This window comes from Lactobacillus paragasseri (genome assembly GCF_003584685.1).
In the GTDB taxonomy this organism is placed as follows: Bacteria; Bacillota; Bacilli; order Lactobacillales; family Lactobacillaceae; genus Lactobacillus; species Lactobacillus paragasseri.
This window is the reverse complement of the sequence record NZ_AP018549.1, coordinates 1,320,218-1,333,736: the sequence shown is the minus strand read 5'-3', so window position 1 is coordinate 1,333,736 and position 13,519 is coordinate 1,320,218. Positions and strand designations below refer to the sequence as shown.

Genomic DNA, 13,519 nt, shown 5'->3' with positions numbered 1-13,519 from the left:
TTATTTACAGAAATGGCGAATTGCATATGCAACACCATTCTCATTATTGGTTTTAGTAATAAAATTAGCAATTTTTTTGATTTCAGGTGCGGCATTTTCCATTGCAACACCAATACCGGCCATTTGAATCATTGATTCGTCATTAAGATTATCACCAATAGCCATCACTTCATTAGGCTGATAGCCCTGCAGTTTTGCGTAATCCATTAAAGCAATTCCTTTTTGAGCCTTAATATTATTTATTTCAATGTTAGTTGAAGAACTTGCAGTAACAATTAAATCACCAATTTTTTTAATTTCTTCGCGAATATGATTAAAGACTTTTGGACCATCTGGATGAAAAGCGACAAATTTCATTACTTCAAATGATGGCTTTTTAAGTAGGTCTTTAAAATCAGGGACGTATTTGATTTTCATGATTTCGTCGGAGCCAGCAGCAAAAGAAACTGCTTTTTTGAAAGTTAGTTTTTTATTAAGGTCAACTAAAAGATCAGAAAAGTTAGCAATCCTTCGCAAACGAGAATCAGAATAAACATGATCTGCTCCCACTATCTCAAAATAGAAGCCAGAATCTTTAAGTAACTTATTAATCTTGAAGCTCTCTTCTTTAGGTATTGGCTCATTTACAATTAATTTGCCCGCCGTATTAAAAACCATTGCACCATTTAAGTTAATGAAACCAGTGTGAAGTCCAGCTTTTGCCAATATTCCTTGCGACTCAGAAGGTGCCCGCCCAGTTGCTACTAAAAATTCGATTCCTTTAGCTTGTGCTTCTTTAATAGCAGAAATATTTTCAGATGAAATTTGCATTTGTTTATTTAATAGTGTGCCATCCATATCGCTTGCAATAAGTTTAATCATTTTAAGTCCTCCGATCTTTTATCTATATGATATCATGAACTTGGATTTCTTAGAGATACAAGAGGATAGAATAAATATGAAAAAATTAATTGGAAATGATTGGGATGAAATTTTAGCACCCGCTTTTGAGAGTGAACAATATCAAAAATTACATGATTTTCTAAAAAGTGAATATCAAACAAAGCAGATTTTTCCAGATATGTATCATATTTTTACTGCTTTTAAATTGACTTCTTTTGCAGATACTAAGGTTGTGATCTTAGGCCAAGATCCTTATCATAACCCAGGACAAGCTACGGGAATGAGTTTCAGTGTTAATCCTGGTGTTGCTTTGCCGCCATCGTTAAAAAATATCTATAAAGAATTGTATGATGATGTTGGTGCCATTCCAGTAAATCATGGTTATTTGAAAAAGTGGGCAGATCAGGGAGTTTTATTGCTTAATGCAGTATTAACAGTGCCTTATGGAAATGCCAATGGACATCAGGGAAAAGGTTGGGAAATAGTCACTGATGCAGCTATTAAAGCTCTTAGCGATCGCGGAAAAGTTGTATTTATTTTGTGGGGAAGATTTGCTCAAAATAAAATTCCGTTAATTGATGAAGAAAAGAATGTCATTATCAAGTCTGCGCATCCTAGTCCTTTTTCAGCAGACCGTGGTTTCTTTGGTTCCCGTCCGTTTTCGAGATGTAATGATGCCTTGACTAAATTTGGTGAGAGTCCAATTGATTGGCAATTGCCACAGGAAGTAAGCCAATCAGATATGGCATAGTTTTTGTTTTGAGAAAAAGCTTTGAAATTGTAAAATATTAGCTAGAGATAAAAAGAAAGGCTTAATTTGTTATGAAAGTATTTGACTCACTTAAGAAAAAAGCAGAAGAATCAAAAAAAGTGATTGTTTTTCCTGAAGGAAATGATGAGCGAATAATTAAGGCTGCTGTTCGTCTTGCAGAAGAGGGAATTGTTGAACCACTTTTGTTAGGAAAACCCGATGAAGTGATAAAATCTGCTGAAAAATTAAATGTTGATTTAGGTTCAATTGAGATTATTAATCCGGCTGTCTACCCAGATTTTGAAAAAATGTGCCAAGATTTTGTGGAATTAAGAAAAGGAAAGAATACTTTAGCAGAAGCAAAAAAAATTCTACAAGATGTTTCTTATTTTGGTACCATGTTAGTATATGAAGGAAAAGCTAATGGAATGGTTTCTGGTGCTACTCATTCAACAGCTAATACTGTTCGTCCAGCTCTGCAGATTATTAAAACTAAAAAGGGAATGAGCCGTGTTTCAGGTGCGATGATTATGGAACGTGGAGACGAAAAATATATATTTGCGGATTGCGCAATTAATATTGATCCTGATAGTGAGACATTAGCCGAAATTGCTTATCAATCCAGTAAAACAGCTGAAATGATTGGGCTTGATCCTAAAATTGCAATGCTTAGTTTTTCGACTAAGGGCTCAGCAAAAGGAGCAATGGTAACTAAAGTCCAAGATGCGACTAATTTAGTACATCAAAAATATCCAGATTTAGTTTGTGATGGCGAATTACAATTTGATGCCGCTATTGTTCCGCGCGTAGGAGAAGCAAAAGCTCCAGGTTCTGCAGTTGCTGGACATGCTAATGTTTTTATTTTCCCTGAACTTCAGTCAGGTAATATTTCGTATAAGGTTGCTGAGCGTTTAGGTGGCTTTAGTGCAATTGGGCCTGTATTGCAAGGATTAGCTGCTCCAATTAACGACTTATCACGTGGATGTAAAACAGAGGATGTATACTTATTAGCTATTTTAACTGCTGCTCAAGCAAACATGGAGAAGTAAAATGGAATCATTAGAAATAAATTCTGATGAACAAATGCAAAAATTAGGTCAGGCAATTGGAAAAAGTAGCCAGGGACATGACCTGCTCCTCTTATCTGGTGATTTAGGTGCTGGAAAAACCACTCTGACTAAAGGAATTGCTCGGTCATTAGGTATTAGACGTCCTGTTAAAAGCCCAACATTTACAATTGTTAGAGAATATCGTGAAGGTAAAATGCCACTGTTTCATATGGATATGTATCGACTAGAAGATGGTGACTTATCAAGTATTGATATGCCTGGATATCTAGCCGAAGACGGATTAGTGGTAATTGAGTGGCCACAATTTATTATTGGTGATTTGCCAAACGATTATCTTGAAGTAACGATTAAGCGGATTGATGATTCATGGGATTCAACCAAACGAATAGTTGAATTTAAAGCTGTTGGTAAGAGAAACCAAGCTTGGTTATCAGATATAAAAAGATCTTTTGAATAATAAAAATGGTTAAGCTTAGATTGGCTTAACCATTTTTTTGATTGGATCATCTCCAACACGTTTATTTTCTTCAATTAAAATTCCCGCACAAGCTTCACTATCACTTAAAGCGTTATGGTGATGCCATAAGTTAATATTTAAAGCTTCTGACACTGTGTCTAATTTGTGATTAGGAAGATCAGGTTCGAACGCCTTGCTAGTTGCTAAAGTATCAATTGCAAAGTAGTGAGGAGCTGGAATATTATAGCGGGCGAGCGACTTTTCCATTACCCGGCAGTCAAACCGTGCATTATGAGCAGCTACTAACATTCCGGGTTGATACAATTTTTTTATTTTAGGCCAAACTTCAGCCATTGTTGGTGCATTTTTAACGTCTTCGGCAGTAATACCATGAACTCTGATATTTCGACCATCAAAAGGCATTTGCGGATTAATAACTGTATAAAAACGGTCGACAATTTCATTGTTTCTAACCATAACCAAGGCAAGAGAACATGCACTTTCAGGATGACTGTTTGCCGTTTCAAAATCCATTGCAGTAAAGTTCATTTTTATCCCCTAAATAAAATATTATTTTTCTTTTTAGTATAACACTTAAGGTAGAAAACTAGCTATTTATTGCGGTATGATTAAAGGGACGATTATTTAAGGAAAAGAGAGATTGAAAATGCAACTAATGGACTTAAAAAAACAGGGAATTGATATTCAAGAAAATATTCCATTGAGCCGCTTTACGTTTACTAAGACCGGTGGACCTGCGCAATATCTTGCTTTTCCTAAAAATTTAGATGAATTAAAAATCTTAGTGGAAACAGTTAAAACTAATAACCTACCTTTGACTGTTATTGGAAATGCTTCTAACTTAATTATTAGAGATGGAGGAATTTCAGGTCTAGTTTTAATTCTTACTAAGATGGATGAAATTGTTGCTAACCAAGAAGAAGCAACAGTTACTGCAGATGCTGGCGCTAGAATTATTGATACATCTGAAGCAGCATGTGAGGCCGGCTTAAGTGGTTTAGAGTTTGCAGCTGGTATCCCTGGTAGTGTTGGTGGAGCTGTCTTCATGAATGCTGGTGCTTACGGTGGCGAGACAGAATTTGTCATTAAATCTGTTCGGGTCTTAACTCGTGAAGGCGAATTTAAAACTTATACTCACGATGAAATGGAATTTGGCTATCGTCATTCACTAGTTCAGGAAACTGGAGATATAGTAATCAGTGCTACTTTTGGACTTGAACCAGGAGATAAGTGGGCCATTAAGGCTAAAATGGAATACTTTAATGGCTTACGTAGAGCAAAGCAACCACTTGAATATCCTTCATGTGGAAGCGTCTTTAAGCGTCCAACAGGCCACTTTGTGGGTCCAATGATAATTAAAGCGGGTCTTCAGGGAAAAAGAATTGGTGGTGCCGAAGATTCAATGAAGCATGCTGGCTTTATTATTAATGTTGGTGGTGCTACAGCTACTGATTATTTAGATTTAATTCATTTAATTCAAAAGACGATCAAAAAAGATTTTGATGTTGATTTGCAAACTGAAGTAAGAATTATAGGAAAAGAAAAAGATTAGATACTACGACAAAGCTACAAGTAACGGCTTGTAGCTTTTTTGATGAGATGGTGAAAAAGTTGAGCGATATTATTAAATTAACGCATGTGCGTAAAGAGTATGACGATGGGTTTGTGGCTCTAAAAGATATTAATTTAACGATTGAATCAGGGAAATTCTATTCTTTATTAGGGCCATCAGGATCAGGCAAGACAACTATTTTAAGAATAATTGCTGGATTTAGTGAACCAACAAGTGGTCAAGTATTTTTTGATGGAAAAGATATTACCAACTTGGATGCAGCCAAGAGAAAAATTAATACGGTTTTCCAAAATTATGCCTTATTTCCGCATATGAATGTTTTTGAAAATGTTGCTTTTGGTTTGCAAATCAAGAAAAAAGATAAGCAAGAAATAAAGTTAGCTGTTAAAGAAGCTCTTCATATGGTTCAGTTAGATGGCTTTGCAAATCGCGAAATTTCTGAATTAAGTGGTGGGCAGCAACAACGTGTTGCAATTGCAAGAGCAATTGTGAATCAGCCAAAAGTTCTACTTTTAGACGAGTCTTTATCTGCTTTAGATAAGCGTTTAAGAAAAGATATGCAATTTGAATTGCGTGAAATCCAAAAAAAGTTAGGAATTACCTTTATTTTTGTTACTCATGATCAAGAAGAGGCTTTGGCTATGAGTGATGAAATTTTTGTTTTAAATGAAGGAAAAATCCAACAAAGTGGAAGTCCAGTTGATATTTATGATGAACCAGTTAATGATTTCGTAGCTCGCTTTATAGGTGATTCAAATATTCTGAGCGGAAGAATGATTAAAGATTATGAAGTGGAATTCGGTAATCACCGTTTTGAATGTGCTGATGCAGGAATTAAACCAGGAGAAAAAGTAGAGGTCGTTTTAAGGCCTGAAGATCTAGATATTACTGATATTGAACATGGAAAGTTAAGAGTTATGGTTGAAAGTCAGCTCTTTTTGGGAGATCATTTTGAAATTAAGGCCATTGATAGTGATGAAAATGAATGGCTGATTCACTCGACTAATCCAACTAGCATTGGAAAAGAAGTAGGGGTATATTTTGATCCTGAGGACATTCATGTGATGCGTTTTGGTGAAAGCGAAGCAGAATTTGATAAACGTTTAGAGGCATATGAAGGAGAAGAGTAAGATATGAAAAAGAGTAGGCTATTTTTTCTTGTGCCTTATGTACTTTGGCTTGGTTTATTTGTTATTGCTCCGATTATTTTAATTACTATTAATGCCTTTAAAGGTGATGATGGTTTTACCTTGAAAAATTTCCAACAATTTTTTGTTAATGGAACTTTTTTGAGAATGACGCTAAATTCATTTTGGTATGCATTTTTAATTACCTTAATTACCTTGTTAATTTCCTATCCGATTGCATATATTTTAAGTCAAATGAAAAATCAGCAATTTTGGCTACTTTTGATTATTTTACCAACTTGGATTAATTTGCTTTTAAAAGCCTATGCATTTATCGGAATTTTCGGCAAGCATGGATTGCTAAATAACTTTTTAAAGCTTTTTGGTATAGCACCGGCAAATATTTTATTTACTGATTTCGCTTTTATTTTTGTAGCGGCTTATATTGAAATTCCATTTATGATTTTACCGATTTATAATGCAATTTGTGATATTAATCCGGCTGTAATTCAAGCAGCTTATGATTTGGGTGCAAGTAAGTGGCAAACATTTATGAAGGTTTTATGGCCACTTTCTAAATCTGGAGTTGAGTCAGGAATTCAAGCAGTATTTATTCCTTCACTCTCTTTATTCATGTTGACAAGATTAATTGGCGGAAACAGAGTAATTACGCTTGGTACTGCAATTGAAGAATATTTTATGACCACAATGAATTGGTCAATGGGATCGACAATTGGGGTTGTATTAATAGTCCTAATGGTAATTGTTATGCTATTTACTTCGTCTGATCATCGTCGTAAAAAGGAGATCAAGCTATGAAAAAAATAAAATGGTCTCGGATTTATTTTGCTTTTGTCCTTGTTTTGATGTATTTACCCATCTTTTATTTAATATATTATTCTTTCTCAAGTGGTCATAATATGGATCATTTTGAAAAATTTACTTTAAGTCATTATCAGGATTTATTTAACGATAATCGACTACTAGCAATTTTTCTAGAAACAATTTTATTAGCTCTCTTATCTAGTTTGATTGCGACAGTAATTGGAACTTTTGGTGCAATTGCAATTAGTCAGACTAAGAATAAAAAAGGACAAAAAACTTTATTAGCATTAAATAATGTTTTGATGGTTTCACCAGATGTAATTATTGGTGCCAGTTTTTTGATCTTCTTTACTTTTTTAGGAATTGGTTTGGGCTTTGGGTCAGTATTATTAAGTCATATCGCATTTTCAATTCCGATTGTTGTATTAATGGTTTTACCGCGTTTAAAAGAATTTGATTACTCTTTAGTCGATGCTGCTAGAGATTTGGGTGCTTCGACTTGGCAAGTTTATAGCAAAGTAATGATTCCAGCTATTACACCGGGAATTTTGGCTGGCTTTTTTATGGCTTTGACTTATTCATTAGATGATTTTGCAGTTACTTTTTTTGTAACTGGAAATGGATTTTCAACATTATCTGTAGAAATTTATTCACGCGCACGGCAAGGGATTAATTTAGAGATCAATGCCTTAAGTACCTTAATGTTTATCTTCGTAATGGTTTTGGTATTAATTTATTATGTAATTACTAATCACAAATCCCATATCGGTAAGGGGCGTGCACAATGAAAAAGTTATTGATTGGAATTTTAGCTATTTTAGCAGTTTGCTTGGGGTTAGAGGCCTGGGCTAAGAAGCTAGATAATAGTGGTGTTAGCGCCAATAGTAAGAATCTAATTATTTATAATTGGGGCGACTATATTGACCCTAAGCTGATAAAAAAATTCGAAAAGCAAACTGGCTATCATGTAATTTATGAAACCTTTGATTCGAATGAAGCTATGTATACGAAGGTAAAGCAGGGAGGCACTGCTTACGATATTTGTGTTCCTTCTGATTACATGATTTCGAAAATGCGAAAGGCTAAGTTACTTGATAAAATTGATACAAAAAAAATTCCAAATTATAAAAATATCGGAAGTGAATTTTTGCATCACTCATTTGATCCTAAGAATACTTATTCAGTCCCATATTTCTGGGGGACATTAGGAATTGTGTATAATGACAAGTTTGTAAAACCTGGACAGATAAAGCATTGGAACGATCTTTGGTCAAAAGATTATCGTCATAATATCTTATTAGTTGATTCTGCTAGAGATATTATGGGACTATCATTAGCGTCGATGGGGAAGTCATTAAATACTACTAATTCATTAGATCTTAAATTAGCTAAAACTAAATTAGATGGATTAGGCCCCAATGTAAAGGCTATTATTTCTGATGAGCTAAAAATGTATATGATTCAGAATGAAGCAGCTGTTGGTGTAACATGGTCTGGTGAAGCGCGGACAATGTTAAATGATAATAAACATTTACATTATGTGGTTCCACCAGAAGGTTCAAACTTGTGGTTTGATAATTTTGTTATTCCCCGTACTGTTAAAAATAAAGCAGGGGCATATGCTTTTATTAATTTCATGCTTGATCCAAAAAATGCTGCTCAAAATGCCGAGTATATTGGTTATGCAACGCCAAATATCAAAGCTCAAAAATTACTACCTAAAGAGATAAAAAATGATAAGCAATTTTATCCAAGTAAACAAGCAATGAAAAATTTACAAGTTTATCAAGATTTAGGCCCTAAGAAAATTCAGGAATATAATGATCTGTTTCTTGAATTTAAAATGTATGGTCGATAAGACGGTAGTTTAGGTATAATTAAGGCTTAGGAGGGATGAGTAGTGAAATTTAACATCGAGCAAATATTTACTTGGCAAAATTTAATGAACATTATTGATATTCTGATTGTTTGGTATATTATTTATCGCTTAATTATGTTGGTAAGAGGAACCAAGGCTGTTCAATTAGTTAAAGGAATATCTCTAATTATCGTAGTTAGAATTATAGCCGGATTATTACACTTACATACCCTAACGTATTTTGTTGATCAAATTCTCTCTTGGTCTGTAATTGGAATAATCGTTATTTTTCAACCAGAAATTAGACGTGGACTTGAACATTTAGGAAGATCGCCAATTTTTGGTGGCACAACTATGACTGAAAAACAGGCCGCTGAGAAAATGATTGGAGAATTAGATAAGGCGATTCAATATATGTCCAAAAGAAGAATTGGGGCTTTAATTACGATCCAGCAAAATACTGGTTTGGAAGATTATATTGAAACTGGTATTCCGATTGATGCAGATATTACTGGCGAGTTATTAATCAACATCTTTATTCCTAACACGCCATTGCATGACGGTGCAGTAATTATTAGAAACAATCGAATCGCGGTTGCTGCTGCTTATTTGCCACTTTCAGATAATAGTATGATTCCTAAAAAGCTAGGAACTCGTCACCGGGCAGCAGTGGGTATTTCAGAAGTTACTGATGCAATTACAATTGTTGTATCTGAAGAAACAGGTGGTGTAACAATCACTCGTAATAGCCAATTTATGCTTGATTTGACTAGAGAAGAGTATTTGAAGTACTTAAATGCTCAATTAGTTCCAAAGGAAGAAGAAGAGAAGCCAAAATGGTATCAACGAATTGTAAATCATGTTTGGAATTGGGGGTCAAATAAAAAATGAAAAAGTTTTTTGATAAACCTTGGTTCTATCGCATTGTTGCATTGATATTGGCAATTTTACTGGCCATTTATGTTTCGTCTAATCAACAGGGGTTTGTAACTCAAGGACGTCGAGAGGAAACTCTGAAAACTGCAACCAAGACGCAAGTAATTAAAGCTCCCCTGCAAGTTTCTGTTAATACTGATAAGTATTATGTAACTGGCTATCCCGAAAAAATAAATCTTACTTTAGAAGGATCAAATGCGCTGGTTACTTCAACTATTAATACTCAAAATTTTCGTGTTTATATTGATTTAAGCCATTTAAAAACTGGAGAACATACGGTACCAATTAAGGTAAATGGTTTAAGTACTCAGTTAACTTATAGTGTGAGTCCAAGTAAAGTGCGCGTAAACATTCAAAAAAGAAAATCTCGTACCCTTCCTGTACAAATAGAGTATAATAAGAGTGCTGTATCTCATGGGTATAATCTTGGCACAGCAAAGAGCGATCCAGAAGTTGTTAACATTACTGGCGCTAAGAGCGAAGTTAACCAAGTTGATCGTATCGTAGCTCGTGCAAATTTACCAAAGGGAATAGACAGCACATTTGAGCGTGAAGAAATGCTGGTAGCACTTGATAAAGAAGGACATCAACTCAATGTTGCTATTGATCCAGCAACAGCGCACATTACTATCCCAATTAACTTGTCGAAAAAAAAGGTTAAAATAAACGTGACGTCAAAAAATGAATCATCAACTCATGTTTATTCATTAACCGCGAAAGAAGAAACAGTTGAGATATATGGTGATGAGAATACGTTAAAGAAAATAACATCTCTTCCTTTAAAGGTTGATTTAAGTGGCATTAATCAAGATGTTACAAGAGATGTAACAATTAAATTACCAAAGGGCGTAGTTAAGGCTTCACCATCAGTAATACCAGTTCATATAAAGGTGACTGATACTACTGCTAAAAAGGAATAAAACAAGGAAAGGTTGTTAAAAATTATGCTTAAATATTTTGGAACAGATGGTGTACGGGGAGTTGCTAATGCTGGCTTAACTCCAGAAATGGCTTTTAAATTAGGTCGTGATGGAGGATATGTTCTTACCAAAGATAAAAAAGATGGTGAAAGAGCTAAAGTATTAGTTTCGCGTGATACTCGTATTTCTGGACAAATGTTAGAATATGCATTGATTTCTGGTTTACTTTCCGTAGGAATTGAAGTTTTAGAAGTTGGTGTGATTACGACTCCAGGCCTTTCTTACTTAGTTCGTGCTCAAGGTGCAGATGCTGGTGTTCAAATCTCAGCTTCTCATAATCCAGTTGAAGATAATGGGATTAAGTTCTTTGGTAGTGATGGCTTAAAACTATCTGATGCTAAAGAAGAAGAAATTGAAAAATTAATTGATGCACCAGAAGACAAGCTTCCACGTCCTTCAGCTGAAGGTTTAGGTACTGTAACGAATTACCACGAAGGTGCTTCAAAGTACTTGCAATTTATTGAAAATACTTTACCTGAAGAATTAGGCGGAATTAAAGTTGTTGTAGATGGTGCAAACGGCGCAGCTAGTGCTTTAATTTCAAGATTATTTGCTGATATGGGCGTTGATTTTACTACAATCGCAACTCATCCCAATGGCTTAAATATTAATGATCATGTAGGTGCAACTCATACTAAGAAGTTACAAGAAGAAGTTGTAAAGCAAGGTGCTCAATTGGGCTTAGCATTTGATGGGGATGCTGACCGTTGTATTGCTGTTGATGAAAATGGTAACGAAGTCGATGGCGACCATATTATGTATGTAATTGGTTCATATCTTGCTGATCATGGCCGTTTAAAGAAAGATACGATTGTTACAACTGTGATGAGTAACTTAGGCTTTACTAAGGCTTTAGAAAGACGTGGCCTTAAGAATGTCAGAACTCAAGTTGGTGACCGTTATGTTTCAGAAGAAATGAGAGCTAATGGTTATAATCTAGGCGGTGAACAATCTGGTCATGTTATTATCAGTGACTATCATAATACTGGTGATGGAATGCTTACCGGATTGCATTTATTATACGTAATGAAGGATACTGGTAAGTCATTAAGTGAATTATTAAGCGACTTTAAGGAATATCCACAACGCTTAATCAATGTTCCTGTTAAGGATAAAAAAGACTGGAAAGAACATAAGCGTATTACCGAAGCAATTAAAAAGGTAGAAGAAGAATTGAGCGATGAAGGACGGATTTTTGTTCGTCCATCTGGAACTCAAAGTTTACTTCGTGTTATGACTGAAGCACCAACACAAGAATTAGCTGATAAGTATTGTGAAGAAGTGGCTAAAGTCGTTGAAGAAGAAATGGGTTCAAAATAAACTGCCTTGATTAAATTATAATAGGTGATGGCGTTCACCAATTTAACCGATTAAGATCTGACGACGCCTACTTTCTTATGTGTAATAAGGGAGTAGCGTCGTCTTTTTTTGTATAATAGAAAGGAAAGCGAACGTTTACATAGGAGAAAATTGATGAAGATAAAATTAATTGCCGTTGATCTTGATGGAACTTTATTGAATGATAAACAAGAAATAAGTTATGAAACAAAGGAAGCTTTACAAAAAGCATCTCGATCAGGTATCAAAATCGTTCCCTGCTCGGGGAGGCCATTTCCAGGAATTAAAGAGTATTTAGATCAGTTAGATCTGCAAGATCCTAATCAATATGCTGTTGCTTTTAATGGCGCTCTGGTTTTGAATGCACAAGGAAATGCGGTAGTTGAAGAATTACTAAATTATCAAGATTTCCAGTTTTTTGAAAAAATAGCTCAGCAACTGAAAGCTAACTTTCATGTTGAAGTAAGGGATAAGTTTATTACATTAAATCACTTTGTCAACTACTATTTATCGCGTGAAAGTTGGCTAACTAGAATGCCAATTGAAGTTTGTGAGTTAAAAGATATAGCAAAAGATTTAAAATTTACAAAAGCTATGTTTTCAGGTGCTCCATCAGAAATGGAAAGGGTTTATCGTGGTTTACCTCAAGAAGTTATTGAAAAATATAATGTTTCCACCTCTGATGAAACATTAATTGAAATTAATTCTAAGCAGGCTTCAAAAGGAAACGCTTTGAAAGAATTGGCACGGAAACTTAATCTTAAACAAGATGAAGTAATGATTTTTGGTGATCAAAAAAATGATATTTCTATGTTTGACGTTCCAGATTTTTATAAAGTGGCTATGGGAAACGCGGTATTAGAGATAAAGAAGCGAGCTAATTATGTTACTCGAACAAATAATGAAGATGGAATTGCATATGCAATAAGAAGGTTGGTTTTTAATGAATAAAAAGTTAAAAAATTATATCAGTGTCAGTTTATTTGCATTTTTTGGAGGTGCATTACGTGCTTATTTAAATGTAATTTGGTCACAGGCTGGAACTTTTGTAGCTAATATCATTGGTTGCTTTTTATTAGCATTTCTAACATATTTCTTTATTGAATTTAGAGAAGGACGAGATTGGCTAGTTACAGGGTTAAGTACAGGTTTTGTAGGTGCATTTACAACCTTTTCTAGTTTCCATTTGGATACGTTTAAGCAATTAGAAAACGGAATGAATAATCAGGCACTGATATATTTCTTTAGTTCAATCTTTATTGGATTTTTATTTGCTTATTTAGGAATGATTACAGGAAAAATATTAGGTAGAAAGTTGGCAATAAGAGCATGATAAGTACACTTGTAACAGCTGGTTTTGGAGCAATTTGGGGAGCAGTTCTCAGATACGGAATTACTAATTATGGTAAAAAACATTGGTCTAGCAACTTTCCTTATGCCACTTTATTAATAAATCTTACTGGAGCATTTTTGTTAGGACTAGTTTTTTCGCGTAACTTATCGCCATTTATTTATGCTTTGGTTGGAACTGGGGTACTGGGAGGTTATACGACCTTTTCTACATTAAATGTTGAATTGCTTTCTCATTGGCAAGACCATAATTATAAAATATTTCTTCTTTATGCTTTATTATCTTATGGCGGTGGCTTAATTTTAGTTTTTGCAGGATATAAAGTTGGATTAATGATTTAGAAAAAATGC

Annotated in this window: 16 protein-coding genes and 1 riboswitch; of the genes, 14 read left to right on the top strand and 2 right to left on the bottom strand. The window is 34.4% G+C overall.

Annotated elements, in window-relative coordinates; translation table 11 throughout:
* Complete coding sequence (locus LpgJCM5343_RS06495) at positions 1–861, bottom strand: Cof-type HAD-IIB family hydrolase (RefSeq protein WP_077958758.1); 861 nt, start codon at positions 859–861, stop codon at positions 1–3.
* Between the two features lie 76 nt (positions 862–937).
* Between LpgJCM5343_RS06495 and LpgJCM5343_RS06490 the strand changes: the two genes are divergently transcribed.
* The 3 genes from LpgJCM5343_RS06490 (at position 938) to tsaE (ending at position 3,160) form a co-directional block, all read left to right on the top strand.
* Positions 938–1,633 carry a uracil-DNA glycosylase gene (locus LpgJCM5343_RS06490; protein WP_020806683.1) on the top strand — a complete coding sequence of 232 codons (696 nt, stop codon included), beginning with the start codon at positions 938–940 and terminating at the stop codon, positions 1,631–1,633.
* Between the two features lie 71 nt (positions 1,634–1,704).
* Entirely contained in the window at positions 1,705–2,682 is a 978-nt protein-coding gene (gene pta, locus LpgJCM5343_RS06485; protein WP_077958759.1) for a phosphate acetyltransferase, read from the top strand.
* Between the two features lies 1 nt (position 2,683).
* Positions 2,684–3,160: a tRNA (adenosine(37)-N6)-threonylcarbamoyltransferase complex ATPase subunit type 1 TsaE gene (gene tsaE, locus LpgJCM5343_RS06480; RefSeq protein ID WP_039156104.1), complete on the top strand. Its 477-nt coding sequence runs from the start codon at positions 2,684–2,686 to the stop codon at positions 3,158–3,160.
* Positions 3,161–3,175: 15 nt separating this feature from the next.
* Here the strand turns inward: tsaE and LpgJCM5343_RS06475 are convergent, their stop codons facing one another.
* On the bottom strand, positions 3,176–3,709 hold the full coding sequence (locus LpgJCM5343_RS06475) for a 3'-5' exonuclease (protein WP_003648466.1): 534 nt from the start codon (positions 3,707–3,709) through the stop codon (positions 3,176–3,178).
* A gap of 118 nt (positions 3,710–3,827) precedes the next feature.
* Between LpgJCM5343_RS06475 and murB the strand changes: the two genes are divergently transcribed.
* The 11 genes from murB (at position 3,828) to crcB (ending at position 13,510) form a co-directional block, all read left to right on the top strand.
* Positions 3,828–4,733, top strand: coding sequence for a UDP-N-acetylmuramate dehydrogenase (gene murB, locus LpgJCM5343_RS06470; RefSeq protein WP_020806682.1), 906 nt, complete (start codon positions 3,828–3,830; stop codon positions 4,731–4,733).
* A gap of 59 nt (positions 4,734–4,792) precedes the next feature.
* Positions 4,793–5,884, top strand: coding sequence for an ABC transporter ATP-binding protein (locus LpgJCM5343_RS06465; protein ID WP_020806681.1), 1,092 nt, complete (start codon positions 4,793–4,795; stop codon positions 5,882–5,884).
* Between the two features lie 3 nt (positions 5,885–5,887).
* Entirely contained in the window at positions 5,888–6,700 is an 813-nt protein-coding gene (locus tag LpgJCM5343_RS06460; RefSeq protein ID WP_003648469.1) for an ABC transporter permease, read from the top strand.
* Positions 6,697–7,494 carry an ABC transporter permease gene (locus LpgJCM5343_RS06455; RefSeq protein WP_003647028.1) on the top strand — a complete coding sequence of 266 codons (798 nt, stop codon included), beginning with the start codon at positions 6,697–6,699 and terminating at the stop codon, positions 7,492–7,494. Before LpgJCM5343_RS06460 ends, LpgJCM5343_RS06455 begins: the two co-directional genes overlap by 4 nt.
* The gene (locus LpgJCM5343_RS06450) at positions 7,491–8,564 is read left to right on the top strand and encodes an ABC transporter substrate-binding protein (RefSeq protein ID WP_101890824.1); all 1,074 of its coding nucleotides are present in this window, start codon (positions 7,491–7,493) and stop codon (positions 8,562–8,564) included. The genes LpgJCM5343_RS06455 and LpgJCM5343_RS06450 overlap by 4 nt, the downstream gene beginning before the upstream one ends.
* A gap of 42 nt (positions 8,565–8,606) precedes the next feature.
* On the top strand, positions 8,607–9,455 hold the full coding sequence (gene cdaA / locus LpgJCM5343_RS06445; RefSeq protein ID WP_003648471.1) for a diadenylate cyclase CdaA: 849 nt from the start codon (positions 8,607–8,609) through the stop codon (positions 9,453–9,455).
* Positions 9,452–10,420, top strand: coding sequence for a CdaR family protein (locus LpgJCM5343_RS06440; protein ID WP_003648472.1), 969 nt, complete (start codon positions 9,452–9,454; stop codon positions 10,418–10,420). Before cdaA ends, LpgJCM5343_RS06440 begins: the two co-directional genes overlap by 4 nt.
* A gap of 24 nt (positions 10,421–10,444) precedes the next feature.
* Positions 10,445–11,800 (top strand): phosphoglucosamine mutase, encoded by a 1,356-nt coding sequence (glmM, locus tag LpgJCM5343_RS06435; protein WP_003647032.1) that lies wholly within the window; start codon positions 10,445–10,447, stop codon positions 11,798–11,800.
* 14 nt (positions 11,801–11,814) lie between these two features.
* Positions 11,815–11,877, top strand: a riboswitch (Fluoride riboswitch).
* A 76-nt stretch (positions 11,878–11,953) separates the two neighbouring features.
* The gene (locus tag LpgJCM5343_RS06430) at positions 11,954–12,769 is read left to right on the top strand and encodes a Cof-type HAD-IIB family hydrolase (RefSeq protein WP_077958763.1); all 816 of its coding nucleotides are present in this window, start codon (positions 11,954–11,956) and stop codon (positions 12,767–12,769) included.
* Complete coding sequence (locus LpgJCM5343_RS06425; RefSeq protein ID WP_020806678.1) at positions 12,762–13,151, top strand: fluoride efflux transporter FluC; 390 nt, start codon at positions 12,762–12,764, stop codon at positions 13,149–13,151. The genes LpgJCM5343_RS06430 and LpgJCM5343_RS06425 overlap by 8 nt, the downstream gene beginning before the upstream one ends.
* Positions 13,148–13,510 (top strand): fluoride efflux transporter CrcB, encoded by a 363-nt coding sequence (gene crcB / locus LpgJCM5343_RS06420; RefSeq protein WP_003648476.1) that lies wholly within the window; start codon positions 13,148–13,150, stop codon positions 13,508–13,510. Before LpgJCM5343_RS06425 ends, crcB begins: the two co-directional genes overlap by 4 nt.
* Positions 13,511–13,519: the final 9 nt, after the last annotated feature.

Excerpts from the sequence above, each read along its gene's own strand:
- LpgJCM5343_RS06495 (WP_077958758.1), bottom strand. The coding sequence starts at position 861 with ATGATTAAACTTATTGCAAGCGATATGGATGGCACACTATTAAATAAA.
- LpgJCM5343_RS06490 (WP_020806683.1), top strand. The coding sequence starts at position 938 with ATGAAAAAATTAATTGGAAATGATTGGGATGAAATTTTAGCACCCGCT.
- pta (WP_077958759.1), top strand. The coding sequence starts at position 1,705 with ATGAAAGTATTTGACTCACTTAAGAAAAAAGCAGAAGAATCAAAAAAA.
- tsaE (WP_039156104.1), top strand. The coding sequence starts at position 2,684 with ATGGAATCATTAGAAATAAATTCTGATGAACAAATGCAAAAATTAGGT.
- LpgJCM5343_RS06475 (WP_003648466.1), bottom strand. The coding sequence starts at position 3,709 with ATGAACTTTACTGCAATGGATTTTGAAACGGCAAACAGTCATCCTGAA.
- murB (WP_020806682.1), top strand. The coding sequence starts at position 3,828 with ATGCAACTAATGGACTTAAAAAAACAGGGAATTGATATTCAAGAAAAT.
- LpgJCM5343_RS06460 (WP_003648469.1), top strand. The coding sequence starts at position 5,888 with ATGAAAAAGAGTAGGCTATTTTTTCTTGTGCCTTATGTACTTTGGCTT.
- LpgJCM5343_RS06455 (WP_003647028.1), top strand. The coding sequence starts at position 6,697 with ATGAAAAAAATAAAATGGTCTCGGATTTATTTTGCTTTTGTCCTTGTT.
- LpgJCM5343_RS06450 (WP_101890824.1), top strand. The coding sequence starts at position 7,491 with ATGAAAAAGTTATTGATTGGAATTTTAGCTATTTTAGCAGTTTGCTTG.
- LpgJCM5343_RS06440 (WP_003648472.1), top strand. The coding sequence starts at position 9,452 with ATGAAAAAGTTTTTTGATAAACCTTGGTTCTATCGCATTGTTGCATTG.
- glmM (WP_003647032.1), top strand. The coding sequence starts at position 10,445 with ATGCTTAAATATTTTGGAACAGATGGTGTACGGGGAGTTGCTAATGCT.
- LpgJCM5343_RS06430 (WP_077958763.1), top strand. The coding sequence starts at position 11,954 with ATGAAGATAAAATTAATTGCCGTTGATCTTGATGGAACTTTATTGAAT.
- LpgJCM5343_RS06425 (WP_020806678.1), top strand. The coding sequence starts at position 12,762 with ATGAATAAAAAGTTAAAAAATTATATCAGTGTCAGTTTATTTGCATTT.
- crcB (WP_003648476.1), top strand. The coding sequence starts at position 13,148 with ATGATAAGTACACTTGTAACAGCTGGTTTTGGAGCAATTTGGGGAGCA.